The sequence below is a fragment of the Prodigiosinella confusarubida genome, assembly GCF_002847015.1.
GTDB classification, from domain to species: domain Bacteria; phylum Pseudomonadota; class Gammaproteobacteria; order Enterobacterales; family Enterobacteriaceae; genus Prodigiosinella; species Prodigiosinella aquatilis.
In genome coordinates this window covers 1,044,243-1,064,204 of sequence record NZ_CP025085.1, presented here as the reverse complement: position 1 = coordinate 1,064,204, position 19,962 = coordinate 1,044,243, and the positions used below count along the sequence as shown (strand labels likewise).

Annotated in this window: 12 protein-coding genes and 1 rRNA gene; 5 read left to right on the top strand and 8 right to left on the bottom strand. The window is 50.3% G+C overall.

The window, feature by feature from the left end:
- The first annotated feature begins 202 nt into the window (after positions 1-202).
- Positions 203-1,396, top strand: coding sequence for a cystathionine beta-lyase (gene metC, locus CWC46_RS04990; protein WP_037380358.1), 1,194 nt, complete (start codon positions 203-205; stop codon positions 1,394-1,396).
- Between the two features lie 182 nt (positions 1,397-1,578).
- Positions 1,579-2,238, top strand: a complete 660-nt coding sequence (locus CWC46_RS04985) for a DedA family protein (protein ID WP_021013306.1) — start codon at positions 1,579-1,581, stop codon at positions 2,236-2,238.
- A 21-nt stretch (positions 2,239-2,259) separates the two neighbouring features.
- Here CWC46_RS04985 and CWC46_RS04980 read toward each other — a convergent pair whose 3' ends face one another.
- Positions 2,260-3,138 carry an AraC family transcriptional regulator gene (locus CWC46_RS04980; RefSeq protein WP_237160218.1) on the bottom strand — a complete coding sequence of 293 codons (879 nt, stop codon included), beginning with the start codon at positions 3,136-3,138 and terminating at the stop codon, positions 2,260-2,262.
- 312 nt (positions 3,139-3,450) lie between these two features.
- Between CWC46_RS04980 and yqhD the strand changes: the two genes are divergently transcribed.
- The gene (gene yqhD / locus CWC46_RS04975) at positions 3,451-4,614 is read left to right on the top strand and encodes an alcohol dehydrogenase (RefSeq protein ID WP_021013308.1); all 1,164 of its coding nucleotides are present in this window, start codon (positions 3,451-3,453) and stop codon (positions 4,612-4,614) included.
- A gap of 79 nt (positions 4,615-4,693) precedes the next feature.
- Here yqhD and CWC46_RS04970 read toward each other — a convergent pair whose 3' ends face one another.
- Positions 4,694-6,325 carry a Na/Pi cotransporter family protein gene (locus CWC46_RS04970; protein WP_021013309.1) on the bottom strand — a complete coding sequence of 544 codons (1,632 nt, stop codon included), beginning with the start codon at positions 6,323-6,325 and terminating at the stop codon, positions 4,694-4,696.
- Positions 6,326-6,648: 323 nt separating this feature from the next.
- Here CWC46_RS04970 and CWC46_RS04965 point away from each other — a divergent pair, with 323 nt between their 5' ends.
- Positions 6,649-8,103 (top strand): DASS family sodium-coupled anion symporter, encoded by a 1,455-nt coding sequence (locus CWC46_RS04965; protein WP_021013310.1) that lies wholly within the window; start codon positions 6,649-6,651, stop codon positions 8,101-8,103.
- Between the two features lie 110 nt (positions 8,104-8,213).
- On the opposite strand, the gene metH is transcribed toward CWC46_RS04965, so the two are convergent.
- Positions 8,214-11,900, bottom strand: coding sequence for a methionine synthase (metH, locus tag CWC46_RS04960; protein ID WP_021013311.1), 3,687 nt, complete (start codon positions 11,898-11,900; stop codon positions 8,214-8,216).
- A 194-nt stretch (positions 11,901-12,094) separates the two neighbouring features.
- Between metH and iclR the strand changes: the two genes are divergently transcribed.
- Positions 12,095-12,922, top strand: coding sequence for a glyoxylate bypass operon transcriptional repressor IclR (gene iclR / locus CWC46_RS04955; protein WP_021013312.1), 828 nt, complete (start codon positions 12,095-12,097; stop codon positions 12,920-12,922).
- Between the two features lie 17 nt (positions 12,923-12,939).
- Here iclR and aceK read toward each other — a convergent pair whose 3' ends face one another.
- The 5 genes from aceK to rrf form a co-directional block, all read right to left on the bottom strand.
- Entirely contained in the window at positions 12,940-14,694 is a 1,755-nt protein-coding gene (aceK, locus tag CWC46_RS04950; RefSeq protein ID WP_021013313.1) for a bifunctional isocitrate dehydrogenase kinase/phosphatase, read from the bottom strand.
- Positions 14,695-14,741: 47 nt separating this feature from the next.
- On the bottom strand, positions 14,742-16,052 hold the full coding sequence (aceA, locus tag CWC46_RS04945) for an isocitrate lyase (protein WP_021013314.1): 1,311 nt from the start codon (positions 16,050-16,052) through the stop codon (positions 14,742-14,744).
- Between the two features lie 26 nt (positions 16,053-16,078).
- Positions 16,079-17,677, bottom strand: coding sequence for a malate synthase A (aceB, locus tag CWC46_RS04940; protein ID WP_021013315.1), 1,599 nt, complete (start codon positions 17,675-17,677; stop codon positions 16,079-16,081).
- Positions 17,678-18,136: 459 nt separating this feature from the next.
- Positions 18,137-19,066, bottom strand: a complete 930-nt coding sequence (gene metA, locus CWC46_RS04935; RefSeq protein ID WP_021013316.1) for a homoserine O-acetyltransferase MetA — start codon at positions 19,064-19,066, stop codon at positions 18,137-18,139.
- A gap of 755 nt (positions 19,067-19,821) precedes the next feature.
- Positions 19,822-19,937, bottom strand: a 5S ribosomal RNA gene (gene rrf / locus CWC46_RS04930).
- Positions 19,938-19,962: the final 25 nt, after the last annotated feature.

The window sequence follows — 19,962 nt, the reverse complement described above, 5'->3', positions numbered from 1 at the left end:
TATCGCGCGGGACAGACAGCATGAAGTCCCTACAACAAACCACACTGACAGCAAGAGTGTCCGTTTTTACGAGTGAACGGAAAAGCGTCCCCACAGGCTGTGCCAGCCGTGATAACGTAAGGACTTGGCAATAATGATATGCGCCACGGTTCTCCTGAATTCAGGGACGGCAAAGATTACTCAGCAACAGGCGAAAACAGGTATGACAAGCAAAAAAACCGCTACGGCGTTGATAGCCGCCGGACGAAGCAAAAAATTTACGCATGGTTCCGTCAACCCCGTCATTCAGCGGGCGTCTTCTTTAGTCTTTGATACGGTCGAGGAGAAAAAACACGCCACCATCAACCGCACCAAAGGCGCACTGTTTTATGGTCGTCGCGGCACGCTGACTCACTTTGCTTTACAGGACGCCATGACAGAGCTGGAAGGCGGCGCCGGTTGTGCGCTCTATCCCTGTGGCGCTGCGGCGATTGCCAACGCCATACTGGCTTTTGTTTCTGCCGGGGATCATCTGCTGGTTACCGGATCAGCCTATGAACCAACGCAAGATTTTTGTAATAAAGTGCTGAACAGAATGAACATCAGCACTACCTTTTTTGATCCCATGATCGGTGATGACATCGCATCATTGATTCAACCCAACACCAAAGTAGTGTTTCTGGAATCTCCTGGGTCCATCACGATGGAAGTACAGGATGTTCCCGCCATTGTCGCGGCGGTTCGTCGCATAAACCCGGAAATTATCATCATGATTGATAACACCTGGGCGGCGGGCATACTGTTTAAAGCACTGGATTTTGGTATTGATATTTCCATTCAGTCCGGCACGAAATACATTGTGGGCCATTCTGACGCGATGCTCGGCACGGCAGTAGCCAATGCCCGCTGCTGGGATCAACTGCGCGAACAGTCTTACCTGCTGGGACAAATGGCAGACGCCGATACCGCTTATATGGCCAGCCGTGGGTTGCGGACACTGGCCCTACGCTTGAAACAGCATCAGGAAAGCAGCCTTCGTATCGCCCACTGGCTCGCTGAACGTCCAGAAGTCGCGCAGGTCAATCATCCGGCCCTGCCCGGCTGTAAAGGTCACGATAACTTCGTGCGTGATTTCAGCGGCTGTAATGGACTGTTTTCATTCGTTTTAAAATCAAAGCTCAACCAGGATCAACTATCGAACTACCTTGACCATTTCAGCCATTTCAGCATGGCTTATTCCTGGGGCGGGTTTGAATCACTGATTCTGGCTAATCAGCCGGAAGAACTAGCCGCTATTCGGCCAGCCGGTGGAGTGGACTTCAGCGGTACACTCATCCGCTTACATATTGGATTGGAGGATTGTGACGATCTGATAGACGATCTGACCGCAGGTTTCATAAGAATTAAGGAAATGTGACGCCTCTATCCCTTCAGCCTTGATTCAGCTGCGGGACGGGGGGTAATGCGTGTATCATGGAAGCAATAATGATGATTATAAACTTATCTTTTTCCCCTATTCTGGCCTGGTATCGATTCACCAGTAATCAGAAGCGCTCAGTCGCTGTTTAAGGGGTTACAGCAAACCAGACAGGAAGCAATATGAATGTAGTTCATGAGATTATTCAGGCTCTGTGGCAGCAGGATTTCGACGCGTTGGCCAATCCTCACGTTATCTGGGTGATTTACAGTATTCTTTTTACTACACTGTTTTTGGAAAATGGTTTGCTTCCCGCCGCTTTCCTGCCAGGCGACAGTCTGTTATTGCTCACTGGTGCCATGATTGCAAAAGGTGTAATGCACTTTATCCCGACAATGATCCTACTGACGATAGCCGCGAGCCTGGGTTGCTGGTTCAGTTATCTGCAAGGCCGCTGGTTGGGTCATACACGGCTGATGCAAAAATGGCTACGGCAGTTACCCGCGCATTACCACCAGCGTGCCTACCATCTTTTTGACCGTCATGGTTTGATGGCATTGCTGATCGGCCGTTTTCTGGCCTTTATCCGCACATTACTGCCCACCATCGCGGGCCTTTCCGGATTAGACACGATGCGTTTTCAGTTCTTCAACTGGCTCAGTGGTTTCCTCTGGGTATTTGGTATCGTCTCTCTGGGCTATTCCATGAGCCATATTCCCCTGGTACAACGCCATGAAGCGCTGGTTATGTCAGCGTTGTTCATCATGCCGCTAATTTTGCTGATGAGCGGTCTGGTGGGGATGTTGATCGTACTGTGGCGAAAAAAACGCACGGTTGCCTGATCTACAATAGCGAGTGGTTCCCTAGCTACCTTCTCCCACCCAGTTGCCAGCCCGCAGACGTGATACTTCATTGCCGGGCGTGGTTCCAAAGTAACGTTTAAATTCACGGCTGAATTGCGAGGGACTTTCATACCCCACACGAATAGCGGCCGTTCCCGCTTTCAGCCCATCATGCAACATCATAAGGCGCGCCTTATGCAGCCGGTACGATTTCAGATATTGCAACGGCGACGTGTTGGTTACTGCTTTGAAGTTATGGTGAAATGCCGACACACTCATGTTAACTTCCATGGCCAATTGTTCTACATTCAGGTTATCAGCGTAGTGATTTTCTATCCGCCGCAGCGCTTTAGCAATCTGGCTGAAATGCGTGTGACGATTAACCAGCGCCTGTAATACATCACCACAAGCACCGCACAGGGCGTGATAAATAATTTCCCTGACAATACCGGGTCCCAACACTCTGGCATCCCGTGGATTTGTCATCACATCCAGTAACCGTTCTGTTGCACACAGCATGGCATCCGTCAACCGAACACTGTTGACGCCCGAAGTCTCAGCCCGGGTTTTATCCGCACAAGCATCATCACCAATGTCGATCAGTAAATCCTGCAGAATCTGGATATCCACCCGGACAGACACCCCCACCAGCGGTTGCTCCAAACTGGCGAACGTTTCACACTCAAAAGGCAACGGAACCGTCATCAACAGGTAGTTTTCCGGATCGTAACGAAAAACTTTACTCCCCAGATATCCCACTTTGTGTCCCTGAAAAATAACCACAATGCTGGGGTCATACATCACCGGCGTACGTCCGTGATGACTATCAGAATAGATAATATTTACCTGCGGAACCGGAGATGGCGTAACCCAAGCGCCACCCTTACCCACAAACTGCATGGCCTGTTTGACCAGTCGATTATATGTACTATCGTTTCTCATATGCTCATCTCTTCCCGCAGAAGGGAGTAAAATGACATATCACTGTCATGGAATCATCATTTTCTCTCTTTTTTTGTAGAAATAGGCAAAAAGAGAACAGGAATGAGCATTGTATGAAAATGATAGGTTACCGAGAATAGGACACCTGACAACATCACCATTGATACCCAAACGCTATTGTCGGATATCCATCACCAGCAGGTATGTATAAATAAGATCAATGTGCTGCCTGCCATTCTGCAACAAGGCTTTAAACTGGATAAATAACCTATGCAAAATTTTACGCTTCATACCCCAACAAAAATTCTGTTCGGTGAAGGCCAAATCGCCGGACTGGCTAATGAAATTCCCGCTGATGCCCGAATCCTGATTACCTATGGCGGCGGCAGTATTAAACATAACGGCGTGTTGGATCAGGTACATACTGCGTTACATGGTCGTAACGTGCTGGAATTTTCCGGCATTGAACCTAATCCAACCTATGAAACGTTGATGAAAGCCGTTGAACTGGTGAAAAAGGAAAAAATCGATTTCCTGTTAGCGGTTGGCGGTGGCTCCGTTGCGGATGGCACCAAGTTTATTGCGGCGGCAGCCAACTATACCGCGGCAGAAGATCCGTGGCACATTCTGCAAACCCGTGGCGCTCATATTAAAAGCGCCATTCCACTCGGTGTCGTGCTGACCTTACCGGCGACCGGCTCCGAATCCAATAGTGGCGGAGTTATCACCCGAAAATCCAGCGGCGACAAACAGGCTTTCATGAATCCGCTGGTTTGCCCGCGATTTGCCATCCTCGATCCAGTGACGACATATACGCTGCCAGAACGGCAAATAGCCAACGGTGTGGTAGATGCTTTTGTGCATACTGTTGAGCAATATCTGACCTATCCGGTTGATGCCAAAGTGCAGGATCGCTTTGCTGAAGGGCTGCTGTTGACACTGATCGAAGAAGGCCCGCGCGCACTGAAAGATCCCAAAAACTATGCGATTCGCGCCAACGTGATGTGGAGCGCTACTATGGCACTGAATGGTTTGATCGGCGCTGGCGTACCGCAAGACTGGTCAACACATATGCTGGGTCATGAAATCACGGCTATGCATGGATTGGATCACGCCCAAACGCTGGCTATCGTCCTGCCAGCCATGTTGAACGAGCGTAAAGCGCAAAAACGACAAAAACTGCTGCAATATGCCGAACGTGTCTGGAATCTGCGCGACGGTAGCGAAGAGCAACGCATCGACAGCGCTATCGCCGCCACCCGTGATTTCTTCGAGAAAATGGGGGTTCCTACCCATCTCTCTGCCTATCAGCTCGACGGCAGTTCCATTCCGGCACTGGTCGCAAAACTGAAAGAACACAACATGACCGCATTGGGCGAACACCATGATATTACGCTGTCAGACAGTCAACGCGTCTATGAAGCTGCCCGTTAATTTGCCCACTCACCGGGCACCCAAAGCAGAGTAACCCAATCTCATATAACGGAAAGCGCGGGGGATCATCCCCCGCGGCTTACACTTCACGCTCTTCATCGTCTTCCTGTGACAGCGTCAGCACATTATAAGCGACCGCACAAAACAACGAGTTCAGACGGTTCATATCCCCCAACAACCCAAGATGCAATGAACTGGTTTCCAGACTTTGTACGTTTTGCTGATGCAGTCGATCCACATGCGCATGGGCATAACGGCGGTTGAGAATACGAAAACGGTGTTTGGCACGGCGTAACCGTCTGGCGCTAGCCACATCCCCAGACAAAAATACCGACAGCCCAAGACGCAAGTTGGTCACCAACTGCTCGTGCAAATGATTCAACTCGGTCAACCCTTGTGCGGAAAACGCACGCTGGCGTCCCATTGCCCCTTGGACGACATCACCGACAATGCGTTCGATAATATCGCCAGCCTGCTCCAGATTTAGTGCCATTTCAATGACTTCTGCCCAGCGTTGAGAATCCCGCTCATGTAACCCTGTTTTCTCAATCTGGGCCAGATAGAGCTTAATGGCGTTGTACAGCACATCCACGTCGTCGTCCAATTTGCGGATTTCACGTACCTGCTGACGGTTCCCCTGCAACACGTCATGATACATATTGAGCATCTGCTCGATCACATCGCCAATCCGCAACGTTTCACGGGCAGCGTTTGTCAGCGCCAGTACGGGTGTGTCCAACGCGCTGATATCCAGATGACGGGGATGAAGACGGGGATCAATTTCCTGTTCAGTGGTAATCAGATTGCTGCACAGTTGCGCCATTCGTCCGGCAAAAGGCAGTAACAACACACAGCGGATCAGGTTATAGAACAGGTGAAAATAGATAACCAGCTCTTCACTCGCCAGTGGGATACGGGCCAGAGCATCAGCCAGATAACCGATGGCAGGCAATGCGGGCAGACAACCAATCAGCTTAAATAACATACTGCCCAACGCAACCTGGCGCGCCGCCGGGCTTTGTGTACTGGCATTCATCAGCGTTAGCACACCACTTCCCAGGTTCGCGCCTATCACCAGACACAACGCTACTTCCAGCGAAATAACATGGCTGGCGGTAAGTGTGGCGGTTAACAACACCGCAGCCAGGCTGGAGTAGCTGATTACGGCAAACACAGCACCGACCAATGCATCCAGCATCACATCCCCGGTCAACGAGGAGAACAACACCTTCACACCTGCGGTCTGGGTAATCGGGGTAGCGGCTTGCACAATGAGTTCAAGCGCCAGCAGAATCAAACCTAATCCGATAGCAACTCGCCCAAGCTGACCCGCATGGGTTTGTTTACGGCTCAGGAAAAAAATAACCCCAAGAAAAATCAACAGCGGAGAAAGCCAGGACAAATCAAACGTCAGCACCCGCACCATCAGCGCGGTCCCGACATCGGCACCCAAGATAATCACCAGTGCCGGGGCCAGTGCGATCAACCCTTGTGACACAAAAGAAGTGGTCAATAATGCAGTGGCATTACTGCTTTGAACCAATGCCGTGACGCCCATGCCCGCCATAAAGGCCAGCAGTTTTTTATCAACGCTATCGCTGATTACCCGGCGCAAACGGGAACCATACACCCGCATAATGCCGGTCCGCACAATATGCGTTCCCCATACCAACAAAGCGATAGCAGAAAGTAAGTGCAACAGAGTTAACACAGAGCAATAATCCCATCCAATATAAAAACATAACAATAAAAACAGCCTGTACCACCAGGAATGATCTCCTCGCAGATACTGGCATTATGATGCGTGTTGGCTATACCATCCGCCCCAGAGATTCCACCTCAGTCTGACAGACCACCCTTTATTGTGAAAATTCATTTGCACAAATAACGGTAAAATTTCCGAAATGCCCGCCCAAATCAACAAGTGGCTATTTTTCGCTTTTTAGGATTTAAGTTAGCGCTATTCTGCGCACATACCTAACTTTAAAGCGTTAGCGTATTAGCAAACGTTTCCGACCTCAGCAAGGAAAATGGATGAAGACCAAAACATCATATGGCCTGAACTGGCTGCCTTTAGTGATTATCCTGATAATTGCCGGTATCTTTTGGCATATCACCCCACCGACAGGACTAAAACCAGCGGCCTGGCATTCGGCTGTCATTTTTGTCTCTACCATTATCTGTATTGTGGCCAACGTATTACCCATCGGGGCCATCGGTATTATCAGTATCACTTTGTTTGCTCTCACCTATGCCGCAGGCGATACCACCGCGAGTGCCTCCATCCAAACGGCACTGAGTGATTTGAACAGCTCACTCATCTGGCTGATTGTCGTCGCATTCATGATTGCCCGAGGATTTATTAAAACCGGTCTGGGACGTCGTATCGCACTACAAATGATTCGTATGCTCGGTAAACGGACGCTGGGCCTGGCCTATGGTCTGGCATTTGCGGATCTGGTGTTGTCGCCGGCCATGCCGAGTAACACCGCCCGTTGCGGCGGGGTAATCTATCCGATTGCTGACTCACTGGCCCGTAGCTTTGATTCCAAACCGGAAGATGCATCCCGCAGTAAGATTGGTACCTTTTTAATTACGTGTATCGGTAACGTTAACGACGTCACCGCCGCGATGTTTATGACCGGTTACACCGGTAATCTGCTAGCGGTAAAACTGGCGGCTAACGCCGGTATTACCATCACCTGGGGTAGTTGGTTCGTGGCAGCGGTAGTGCCTTGCATGATTTCCCTGCTGCTGGTCCCGTGGTGCGTTTATATCCTGGTAAAACCGGAAATCCGCCATACGCCGGAGGCACCGAAGCTGGCCATTTCCGAACTGGATAAAATGGGCAGGATGAGCCGGGGAGAATGGCTGATGGCCGCCACAGTATTGATCCTGCTGGTATTGTGGATTTTTGGTAGCGTACTGGGCGTGAATGCCACCACCGCGTCCTTTGTCGGCTTGTCCATCTTGCTGTTAACCGGGGTATTAAACTGGGAAGACGTCAAGAGTGAAAAAGGTGCCTGGGACACGCTGATTTGGTTCGCCGCACTATTAATGATGGCCAATCAGCTGAAAAGACTCGGTTTTACAACCTGGTTTGGTGATCTCATCGGTAGCAACATCAGCCATATGATGGGGAACACCAGTTGGGTATTGGTACTGTTGTTACTCAATGCCGCCTATTTCTATACTCATTATTTCTTTGCCAGTGGTAATGCACAGATTGCCGCTCTGTACGCGGTATTCCTGGGTGTCGGTATCAGTCTGCATATCCCGGCAGCACCGATGGCGATGATGCTGGCGTTCACCAGTAGCCTGTACTGTTCACTGACACAATATACCCACGCTCGCGGTCCGATTCTGTTCGGGTCTGGCTATGTGCCTACCGTCGTCTGGTGGAGAACCGGGTTTGCTATCAGTCTGGTTAACCAGGCAATTTTCATGTCTGCTGGGCTGCTGTGGTGGAAAGTGATCGGCCTGTATTAATACCCGACAAATAAAACGTAGACGGGCACCGTAGGGTGCCCGTCCTATGCCATATACCGCCAGCGCATTCTCTCTGATATCTGCCTGCCATCCGACGTCCTGGTAAAATATTAATCCGCGTCATACCCCAGATTCGGGGCTAACCAGCGTTCAACTTCACTTACCGTCATCTGCTTGCGCAGGGCGTAGTCTTCCACCTGATCGCGCTGAATCTGTGCTACGGCAAAATACTTACTTTCAGGGTGGCTGAAATACCAGCCGGATACTGAGGCACCCGGCCACATGGCATAGGATTCCGTCAACTTCATTCCTGCTTGATTGTCCACATCCAGTAGCTGCCAGATGGTAGCTTTCTCGGTATGTTCCGGGCACGCCGCATACCCCGGAGCCGGGCGGATACCTTGATAATTTTCACGAATCAGCTCATCGCTACCAAGATTTTCATTCGGCGCGTATCCCCAGTAAACCTTACGTACCCGTTCGTGCAAATATTCGGCAAAGGCTTCCGCCAAACGATCCGCCAGCGCTTTGAGCATGATCTTGTTGTAATCATCATGTTGCGCTTCCCACTGTTCCGCCAGCAGATCCTCTTCCAACCCACCGGTAACGGCAAATGCTCCGATATAGTCTGGCTTTCCACTGGATTTCGGGGCGACAAAATCGGCCAGACAATAGTTAGGGAAGTCGATTTTTTCGGTTTGCTGGCGCAAATGATGGCCTACCGCACGTACCTCATTGCGATGCTCATCAGTGTAAATCTCAATATCATCACCGACACGATTGGCCGGAAATATCCCGACCACACCACGAGGATTGAGCGCTCCCTCTGCGGCCAATGAATCCAGCATGGCATTCGCGTCGGCAAACAACCGTTTGGCTTCTTCACCCACCACATCATCTTCCAGAATGCGCGGATATTTGCCAGCCAGCGACCAGGTCATGAAGAACGGTGTCCAGTCAATATAGTTACGCAGGGTTTCAATGCCGGCGGAAACCTGCTGTACACCAAGTCGATGCGCCACTGGCGGCGTGTAATTTTTCCAGTCGATGGCCTGGGCATTATCCCGTGCCGCTTCCAATGACACCGGCGGGGTACGTGGTTTTTTACGACCATGCTGAATGCGCACCGTTTCATACTCTTTGCGGATACGGGCGACAAATTCGTCGTGTTGCGTGTCTGACAGCAACGCCGATACGACCCCGACGGAACGTGAAGCATTTTGTACGTAGACGGTTGGACCACTGTAGTTTTGTTCTATCTTCACTGCGGTATGCGCTTTAGATGTGGTGGCACCACCGATCAGCAACGGCAGCGTAAAGCCCTGCCGTTCCATTTCTTTTGCCACGTTCACCATTTCATCCAGGGATGGCGTGATCAACCCCGACAACCCGATAATATCGACGTTCTCTTCCCGTGCGGTTTTCAAAATTTTATCGGTGGGAACCATCACGCCCAGATCGATAATCTCGTAGTTATTACACTGCAACACGACACCCACAATGTTCTTGCCGATATCATGTACATCGCCTTTAACCGTTGCCAACAGGATTTTCCCGGCGGTGGAACCTTTCGCCTTGCTGGCTTCAATAAAAGGTTCCAGATAGGCTACCGCCTGCTTCATCACTCGGGCGGACTTCACGACTTGAGGCAGAAACATTTTCCCGGCGCCGAACAGATCGCCCACCACATTCATACCATCCATCAGCGGCCCTTCAATCACCTCAATCGGGCGTTCTGACTGTTGGCGTGCCTCCTCGGTATCCTGCTCAATAAATTCGGTAATCCCTTTGATCAGAGAATACTCCAGCCGTTTTTTCACCGGCCAGCTACGCCACTCGTGTTGCGGTTTATTGCTGTCACCCTCGGATTTGCTACCACGGTATTTTTCCGCCAGACCCAGCATCTGTTCCGTTGCATCGTTGCGACGGTTAAGAATCACATCCTCCACCGCATCACGCAGCTCGGCGGGTAAATCATCATAGATCGCCAACTGACCTGCATTCACAATCCCCATATCCATACCATTACGGATAGCGTAATACAGGAATACAGCGTGTATGGCTTCACGAACCGGATTATTGCCACGGAATGAGAACGACACGTTAGACACACCACCGGAAATCAACGCGTGCGGCAATTGCGCTTTAATATCGGCACAGGCTTCAATGAAATCAACGGCATAGTTGTTATGTTCGTCAATGCCGGTCGCCACGGCAAAAATATTGGGGTCGAAAATAATATCTTCCGGCGGGAAGCCAACCTCTTCTGTCAGGAGGCGATAGGCCCGGCGACAAATATCAATCTTGCGGGCCCGGGTATCCGCCTGCCCTACTTCATCAAACGCCATCACGACAACGGCCGCGCCATAGCGTCGTACCAATTTGGCGTGATGGAGAAAAATATCTTCCCCCTCCTTCATGGAAATCGAGTTGACGATACCTTTGCCCTGAATACATTTCAGCCCGGCTTCGATCACCTCCCATTTGGAAGAGTCAATCATGATGGGGACGCGGGCGATATCCGGCTCACCGGCAATCAGATTGAGAAAACGCATCATCGCCGCTTTGGCATCCAGCATTCCCTCATCCATGTTGATGTCGATAATCTGTGCACCGCTTTCCACCTGTTGGCGGGCCACTGCCAGCGCTTCGTTATATTTTTCTTCTTTTATCAATTGTTTAAAACGAGCCGAACCGGTTACATTGGTACGCTCACCAACATTGACGAACAGCGTGTCATCAGCGATGTTCAAGGGCTCCAGCCCTGCCAGACGACAGGCTACCGGAATGGTTGGCAGCGGCCGCGGTGCCACACCTTCCACGACTCGGGCGATAGCGGCAATATGCTGCGGCGTAGTACCACAGCACCCACCCACAATATTTAAAAACCCGGCGCGCGCCCATTCACCAATCTGCTGCGCCATCGCCTGTGCATCCAGGTCGTACTCGCCAAACGCATTGGGCAGACCCGCGTTAGGATGCGCGGTGACATAACATTCGGCAATACGCGCCAATTCCGCCACATACTGTCGTAACTCATCCGGCCCCAGCGCACAGTTAAGACCAAACGACAACGGCCTGGCATGACGCAGTGCATTGTAGAATCCTTCCGTCGTCTGGCCAGACAGCGTACGGCCGGAGGCGTCGGTAATCGTGCCAGAAATCATCACCGGCAGCGTGATACCCAACGCCTCAAATTCGCTTTCTACCGCAAATACCGCCGCTTTGGCATTTAGCGTGTCAAAAATGGTTTCGAGCATAATCAAATCGACACCACCCTCGATCAGTGCACGGGTGGATTCCCGATAAGCATCAACGAGTTGATCAAAGCTGACATTGCGGAATGCCGGGTCGTTCACATCTGGTGATATTGAGGCAGTGCGGTTGGTTGGCCCAAGAACACCCGCGACATAACGCGGTTTATTCGGTGTCCGTGTACTCCATTCATCGGCACAGGCGCGTGCCAATCGGGCGGCAGCGGTGTTAATCTCAGCCGACAACGCCGCCATGTCATAATCGGCCATGGCAATGCGGGTCGAGTTAAAGGTATTGGTTTCCAGAATATCGGCACCCGCTTCCAGGTAACCATCATGAATAGCGGTAATCACATCCGGCTTAGTCAGCACCAACAGGTCATTGTTGCCTTTCAGATCGCTAGGCCAGTCAGCAAAACGGGCGCCGCGATAATCCTCTTCCTGCAAATGATAACTCTGGATCATGGTTCCCATGCCACCATCCAAAATCATAATGCGTTGTGCCAACTGCTGTTGTAATTCGTTTAACCGATTCGTCGCCATCATCTTTTCCAGTCGTCAATCCCCATCGCCGCTGCGAAGGTCTATCCTAGCACAAGTTCACCCCCTGCCAGCCCCATGCCAGATGAGAGTTTCTCAGTTATTGACACCAACTTATCAGGTGTTGCAGAAGAAGGTTGCAATCTCTGAAAAAAAAACGAAAATCAATTCCATTATATGAAAAAGGAACCGAGATCATGACGCCACCAGAGCCAGTCAAACGAGGAAAGAAACCCAGAGCCACTACCGTGACAGCTCAACCCGCAGGGCAGGTGCAATCACTGACGCGTGGTCTGACCCTGTTGGAATACATTGCCAAGGCAAATGGCAGTATCGCCTTGACTGATTTGGCTCAGCAGGCCGGTTTACCCAATTCCACTACTCATCGGTTACTAAGCACTATGCAGCAGCAAGGCTTTGTCCGTCAGGTGGGTGAACTGGGGTTATGGACCATTGGCGCGCAGGCGTTTGTGGTCGGCAGTAGCTTCCTGCAAAGCCGTAACTTACTGACCATGGTGCATCCAACGCTACGCAAGCTGATGGAAAGCTCAGGGGAAACCGTCAATCTCGCGGTGCTCGACCACTCAGATTATCAGGCCATCATTATCGATCAGGTACAATGTACCGCGCTGATGCGGATGTCTGCCCCCATCGGCGGTAAATTGCCCATGCACGCCTCTGGCGCTGGCAAAGCCTTTTTGGCCAGCCTGCCGGATGACAAGATCTCGCAGCTACTGCATAAAAAAGGGTTGCACAGTTACACACCACACACCTGCAATTCACAGAATTTAAAAGAAAATCTGGCGCAAATACGCAAGCAAGGTTATTCGTTTGACGATGAAGAACACGCGCTGGGGCTACGTTGTGTGGCCGCCTGTATTCTGGATGAACATCATGAAGCTTTTGCCGCCATTTCTATTTCCGGCCCGATATCCCGAATCACAAATGATCGCACTACTGAATTGGGTGCACTGGTCATCAAGGCGGCTAAAGACATCACTTATGAATATGGTGGCATACGCTAACGGTATATCACTCAGTGTCAGGCAGCACTGACTCGTGGCCCTATCGGTACAGCATTACGCTGACTAAAACGTTTTCTGCGCCGATAGGCATAAACATCTTCAATATGTCCCTCACGGATACGCTGCTGTAACGCCCGCCAGTAATCCGCCTGAAACAGATCGCCATGAATCTCTTCGAATAACGACGACAAGCGGCGATCGCCACACAGAAACAGGCGAAACTCCTCCGGGAACACATCATTTGACGCCACGCTGTACCAGGGCTCAGCCGCCAGTTCATCTTCAGGATAGCGTGGGGGTGGAATATCGCGGAAATTCACTTCCGTCATGTAGCAGATCTCGTCGTAATCGTAGAATACGACCCGCCCGTGTCGGGTAACACCAAAGTTCTTGAACAACATATCACCGGGGAAGATATTTGCCGCAGCCAACTGCTTGATAGCATTACCGTACTCTTCAATCACATCCCGCAGTTGCTGTTCGTTCGCCTGCTCCAGATAGATATTCAGCGGCGTCATGCGGCGTTCCATATACAAATGGCGAATGATCAGTTTGTCGCCTGAATATTCCAGTTTCTCCGGTACTTCTCTTTGCAATTCCGCCAGCAGTTCCGGGCTGATACGGCGCATTTCGATCACGAAATTTTCGTACTCCTGCGTATCCGCCATACGCCCAACCCGATCGTGCTCCTTCACCAAGCGATAACAGGCCCGAACCCGTTCCTCATTTACCTCTTTCTGCGGGGCGAAATGATCTTTTATCACTTTGAACACGCGGTCAAAGGCCGGTAATGTGAATACCAACATGACCATACCTTTCACACCTGGCGCAATAATGAATTGCTCCTCCGAATCCGCCATATAATTCAGATACTCGCGGTAATATTCGGTTTTGCTGTGCTTCTGGCATCCTATCGCCAGATACAGTTCCGCCGTAGTTTTGCCGGGCAGAATATCGCGCAACCAAGCCACCAGCGCAGACGGCAATGGCGCATACACCATGAAGTAGGAACGCGCGAAACCAAACACAATGCTGGCTTCCGCCTGCGTCGTCAGGCAAGTATCAATAAACAGGGCCCCGTGCTCACTATGGTGAATCGGCAACAAAAAAGGGAATACACCATCAGGCAAATACAGTTTTCCCACCAGCCAGGCAGCTTTATTACGATAAAACAACTCGTTGGCCACCTGTAATGACGCCTGCGATAATGAGTCATCCGCAAAATCCTGCTGTAGCGCGTCCACAATATAATCAATGTCGCGGTCCAGATTTTCCCACGGTAAACGCAACGGCAAATCCGTCAGAAGCTTTTTCAACATGACCGGCCAACCGTCGGTTGGTGTAAAGGTTTTTGCCAAGGGACGAGGAATTTCATGGAAACGTTGTTCTGGTTGTGAACTGAACACGAACAACTTATCCGGCGTCAGCTCACGATGATTAAACAGGCGGCAATAAACGGAATTAAAGAAGCTTTCCGCAATTTCAAAACGTGGGTAATCCGGCAGCAACGAGGTGTAAATCTGCTTTACCCGCTCGACAAAACCCGCGTCATAACACTGTGAACCGGTGATACACCCCAACTGTGCCACCACCAGCCCAACATGATGATCGTAAAGGTGGATCCTCTGCTTCATAGATTGCTGAACGGCTAGCCAGTCGGCGCGTTCAAAGCGCTGCTGAGCACCAGCAGTGACTTCCAGAAAACGACCATACTGCGCATCAAAACCTTGTAATATCGTCTGGGCTACCAAATGTTCCCGATCATGAATCATCGTGATCTCCATACGAATACGGCCAGCACAAGGCTGGCCGCTCAAGATCAAAACTGCTGCTCTTCCGTTGATCCCGTCAGCGCGGTGACCGAAGAAGCCCCGCCCTGAATAATCGTCGTCACCTTATCAAAGTAGCCAGTACCCACTTCCTGCTGGTGTGAGACAAAGGTATAACCCTCCTGACTCGCAGCAAACTCAGGTTGCTGCACTTTTTCCACATAGTGCTTCATACCTTCGCCCTGGGCATAGGCATGGGCCAGATCAAACATGTTGAACCACATACTATGAATCCCTGCCAACGTAATGAACTGGTACTTATAACCCATCTCCGACAACTCATCCTGGAAGCAGGCAATAGTCCGGTCATCCAGATTCTTTTTCCAGTTGAACGACGGTGAACAGTTATAGGCCAGCAATTTACCAGGGAATTTTGCATGAATAGCCTCGGCAAAGCGACGTGCCAACCCCAGATCGGGTGTCGAGGTTTCACACCATACCAAATCGGCATAAGGCGCATACGCCAGCCCACGACTGATAGCCTGTTCGACACCGGCCCGGGTACGGTAGAAACCTTCCACCGTGCGCTCACCGGTAACAAAGTCCTTATCGTAATCATCACAGTCAGAGGTCAGCAGATCGGCCGCATCCGCATCGGTACGCGCAACCAACAGCGTTGGCACACCCAGCACATCCGCCGCCAGACGGGCTGCCACCAGTTTCTGGATAGCTTCCTGCGTCGGCACCAATACTTTGCCCCCCATGTGACCGCACTTCTTCACCGAGGCCAATTGGTCTTCAAAATGGACTGCCGCCGCCCCGGCCTCAATCATGGATTTCATCAATTCAAACGCATTCAGAACACCACCAAAACCCGCTTCAGCATCCGCGACAATCGGCAGGAAATAATCGGTATAACGCGGATCGTCTGGCCCGATACCGTTAGCCCACTGAATCTGGTCAGCGCGACGGAATGTATTGTTAATGCGCTGCACCACAGACGGTACCGAGTTGGCCGGGTACAGTGACTGGTCGGGATACATACTGGATGCCAGATTGGCATCGGCGGCCACCTGCCAGCCGGAAAGATATACCGCCTCTAACCCGGCTTTGGCCTGTTGCAATGCCTGTCCTCCTGTCAATGCTCCCAGGCAGTTCACATAGCCTTTGCGTGACTTACCATCGTGCAGGAGTTTCCACAGTTTGGCCGCACCCAATTGAGCCAACGTACTTTCCGGGTTGACCGAACCGCGAAGATTAACGACATCTTCAGCGCGATAAGGACGGGTGATGCCTTCCCAACGCTCATTTTTCCACTCTTCTTCAATTTGCTGTATTTGTTGGGTACGAGAGGTACTCATAACGACTCTTCCTTTTATCAACTGGATTAATCAAGTAATGCGTAGCCGGGCAAGGTGAGGAAATCAATCAACTCATCTTGGGTCGTAATACGCTCCATCAAACGGGCAGCTTCATCGAAACGCCCATTGCCGAAACGTTCTTCACCTACTTCTTCTCTGATCACTTGCATTTCTTCCGACAGCATCTGCCGGAACAGTGATTTGGTAATGGCTCTGCCATCATTCAGAGTTTTACCGTGATGAATCCATTGCCAGATGGAGGTGCGGGAGATTTCCGCTGTAGCGGCATCTTCCATCAGGCCATAAATCGGCACGCAGCCGTTGCCAGAAATCCAGGCTTCAATGTACTGCACTGCTACACGGATATTGGCTCGCATCCCTGTTTCCGTGCGTTCCCCCGGACATGGTTCCAGCAACTCAGCGGCCGTAATGGGGGCATCCCCCTCGCGCAACACGTCCAGCTGATTTTTGCGTCCACCCAGAATCCGGTCAAAAATCGGCATTACCGTGTCTGCCAGGCCCGGATGCGCGATCCAGGTGCCATCGTGACCATTTCTCGCCTCCATCTCCTTATCCTGGCGAACTTTCTCCTGCACCCATTGGTTGTGCTTAGCATCTTTACTGGGAATAAACGCCGCCATACCGCCCATAGCAAATGCGCCACGCCGGTGACAGGTTTTAATCAATAAGCGCGAATAGGCATTTAGAAAGGGTTTATCCATCGTTACCGACTGGCGATCCGGCAGCACTCGATCAGGATGGTTTTTCAGCGTTTTGATGTAGCTGAAAATATAGTCCCAGCGGCCACAGTTCAGCCCAACGATGTGATCACGCATAACATAAAGAATTTCATCCATCTGGAAAACCGCTGGCAAAGTCTCAATCAGCACCGTGGCTTTAATGGTGCCACGTGGTAAACCAAAACGATCTTCGCTATAGCTGAATACATCATTCCACCAGGTGGCTTCTTGCCAGGATTGTGTTTTAGGAAGATAAAAATAAGGGCCACTGCCTTTCGCCAGTAGTTGCTGATAATTGTGGAAAAAATAAAGTGCAAAATCGAACAGGCTACCGGGAATCGCCTCCCCTCGCCAGGTGACATGCTTTTCAGGCAGATGCAAACCGCGGACACGGCAGATCAACACGGCCGGATCAGGCTTCAACTGGTAAATTTTCCCAGTTTCATTGATGTAGGAGATGGTTCCCCGTACCGCATCACGCAAATTGATTTGCCCATCAATCACTTTTTCCCAACTGGGGGACAGTGAATCTTCAAAATCCGCCATGAAGACCTTCACATTGGCATTAAGCGCATTGATTACCATCTTGCGCTCTACTGGTCCGGTAATTTCTACTCGGCGATCCAGCAAATCTTCAGGAATACCACGGATTTTCCAGCCATCATCAGTAATGGAACTTGATTCCGAAATAAAATCCGGTAATTGACCTTCATCAATCAATTGTTGCTCGGTCTGTCGGACGGCCAGTAATTCATTGCGCTGTGGTGTGAAACGGCTGACCAGGTCAGTGAGGAAATCAACCGCATCATCAGTCAGTATATGACGCTCAGCTTCGCCAAAATGCTGACTGAACGCCAATTCCTTACTTATCGTCTGTTGCGTCATTATCATAGTTCCTTGTTAGATTCTCTTCGTCTTGTCGGCTGCAAAACCAGTGAATTTCATACGACTATTTTTCAGTCAACGGGGTTAAGCCTAACTCATCGAATTTAAAAATCAAAAACTATTTCCATTTTAAAATAAAAAACACAGCAACATATTGAAATATAAAAAATTAAAGTTATCCCCAATGAGGAAACGAATTTCACCAGAAGAGAAGATGGGAAAAGTGAAGTGATAAAGAAGAAAAAAGGAAGGTGCTTTGCTAACCGTTGACAAACCTATGTACGGCGTCAGAACGGTGATAATAGGAAGAAGAGTAAAGCATCCGCGCCAGGGATGGCATGGTTTGAGATTAAGGAGATACTTGTAGCGTCTTACGATCTCCTCATTATCGCCGCTATATGCACTTTGCCATAAAATACAAGGCGTCTTCTTAGACGCCTTGTATCGTTATACAGAATACTACTCCAGGGTAGGATTCATATGCCGCAAATCATAAGGTGTAATCTGATAAACGTAATAATTCAACCAGTTGGTGAATAACAGATGACCATGGCTGCGCCAGCTGGCGCTGGGCGGCAAGTCCGGATTGTTATCCGGGAAATAGTTAAACGGGATGGCGGGATTAAGGCCGGCCGCCAGATCGCGATGATATTCGCTGGCCAGCGTCAACGCATCATATTCGGGATGTCCGGTCACAAAGGCCAGTCGTTTATCAGGGCTGGCGAACAAATAGGCACCGGTTTGCTCCGACTCCGCCAGTATTTCCAGGTCGGTGTACTGACGAATAGCCTCAGTCGGAAAATCGGCATAACGGGAATGTGGTGCCAGGAAAGTTTCGTCGAACCCACGGGTCAGCAAAGCATGGGGCTCCAAGGTGCGGTGTTGATACACACCAGCCAGTTTTTCCTTACGGGTCATCTTGGGAATATCATATAAAATATTCAACGCCGCCTGTACCGCCCAACAGACGAACAGTGTCGAGGTGACGTGCCCTTTCGCCCATTGCAGAACTCGATCTATTTGTGGCCAGAACATCACATCATGGAAGTCCACTAGTCCCAGCGGTGCGCCGGTGACCACCAGACCATCAAAATTTTCGTCCTGAATATCTTCAAAATCGCAATAGAAAGTATTGAGATGCTCCGCCGGCGTGTTTTTAGATTCATGACTGTCAATACGTAACAATTGGATATCAATCTGCAACGGCGAATTGGATAACAGCCGCAGGAACTGATTCTCCGTCTCAATTTTTTTCGGCATCAGATTGAGGATCAGCACCTTGAGCGGACGGATTTCCTGGGTACGGGCGCGTGAAGACGTCATAACAAAAACATTTTCATTACGCAGGAAATTTACAGCTGGTAACTCATCAGGAACCCGAATTGGCATAACGATAGAACCTCAAAGCATACGTATAAACGTTTAGACATCCAGATGCCTACAATATCGTCTTTGCCTAATGATGTCGAGTATTCAACTGTTAGTTGAAAATGTTTCATCTTAAGAGATGATATTTTCCTAACGTCGATACTCTCGTGTCAGTCTTATGGCAGGCCGATGCATCTCGCTGGCAACCGGTGCTAAAGGAAGTGTTAGCGCTTTGGCACCGCCTGCGCTACAGAGCTACCGACGATTTCCATTATGATCTTAGCTATCATGGCGGTGCCTTTCCCGGCCTGTAGATTCTACGTGGTTGCGTTGACCAGACAACACCGGAAGCTTTTCTGATGATGACAACACAATTTTATCGTCAGCGGGATCGAGTGCTGGAGTTAATCGAACATAGCGGGCAAAAGCTTTACGCGGCGTTGACCACAAAATGAACGACGGTTAGACCATGTAGAAAAACGTCGAATCGTTCAAGATAAAACACTGCTTCGAATCTTTGGGTCGAATGATGATCTACTCCCATGCCCGTTTATAAAAAGCATTGGGTAATTCATTATGGGTTATCTTTTATAGCTGTTTGAAAAATCAATAGAACTAAATTTATTAGTTCAATATTCTAAAGAGGGTTTGCCGTTATTTGATACTGGCCCGGCGACAGCATGCTGGGCAGTTATCCCACCGCGCATGCCGGCTGCATCAACACTACCGACGTGAAAAAGCCCTCTGCTTTCACAGAGGGCTTCGTCTTGTTGAATGCCTGGCAGTTCCCTACTCTCACATGGGGAGACCCCACACTACCATCGGCGCTACGGCGTTTCACTGCTGAGTTCGGCATGGGGTCAGGTGGGACCACCGCGCTATCGCCGCCAGGCAAATTCTGTTTCATCCCGACCGTC

Excerpts from the sequence above, each read along its gene's own strand:
- metC (WP_037380358.1), top strand. The coding sequence starts at position 203 with ATGACAAGCAAAAAAACCGCTACGGCGTTGATAGCCGCCGGACGAAGC.
- CWC46_RS04985 (WP_021013306.1), top strand. The coding sequence starts at position 1,579 with ATGAATGTAGTTCATGAGATTATTCAGGCTCTGTGGCAGCAGGATTTC.
- CWC46_RS04980 (WP_237160218.1), bottom strand. The coding sequence starts at position 3,138 with ATGCAGTTTGTGGGTAAGGGTGGCGCTTGGGTTACGCCATCTCCGGTT.
- yqhD (WP_021013308.1), top strand. The coding sequence starts at position 3,451 with ATGCAAAATTTTACGCTTCATACCCCAACAAAAATTCTGTTCGGTGAA.
- CWC46_RS04965 (WP_021013310.1), top strand. The coding sequence starts at position 6,649 with ATGAAGACCAAAACATCATATGGCCTGAACTGGCTGCCTTTAGTGATT.
- metH (WP_021013311.1), bottom strand. The coding sequence starts at position 11,900 with ATGGCGACGAATCGGTTAAACGAATTACAACAGCAGTTGGCACAACGC.
- iclR (WP_021013312.1), top strand. The coding sequence starts at position 12,095 with ATGACGCCACCAGAGCCAGTCAAACGAGGAAAGAAACCCAGAGCCACT.
- aceK (WP_021013313.1), bottom strand. The coding sequence starts at position 14,694 with ATGATTCATGATCGGGAACATTTGGTAGCCCAGACGATATTACAAGGT.
- aceA (WP_021013314.1), bottom strand. The coding sequence starts at position 16,052 with ATGAGTACCTCTCGTACCCAACAAATACAGCAAATTGAAGAAGAGTGG.
- aceB (WP_021013315.1), bottom strand. The coding sequence starts at position 17,677 with ATGACGCAACAGACGATAAGTAAGGAATTGGCGTTCAGTCAGCATTTT.
- metA (WP_021013316.1), bottom strand. The coding sequence starts at position 19,066 with ATGCCAATTCGGGTTCCTGATGAGTTACCAGCTGTAAATTTCCTGCGT.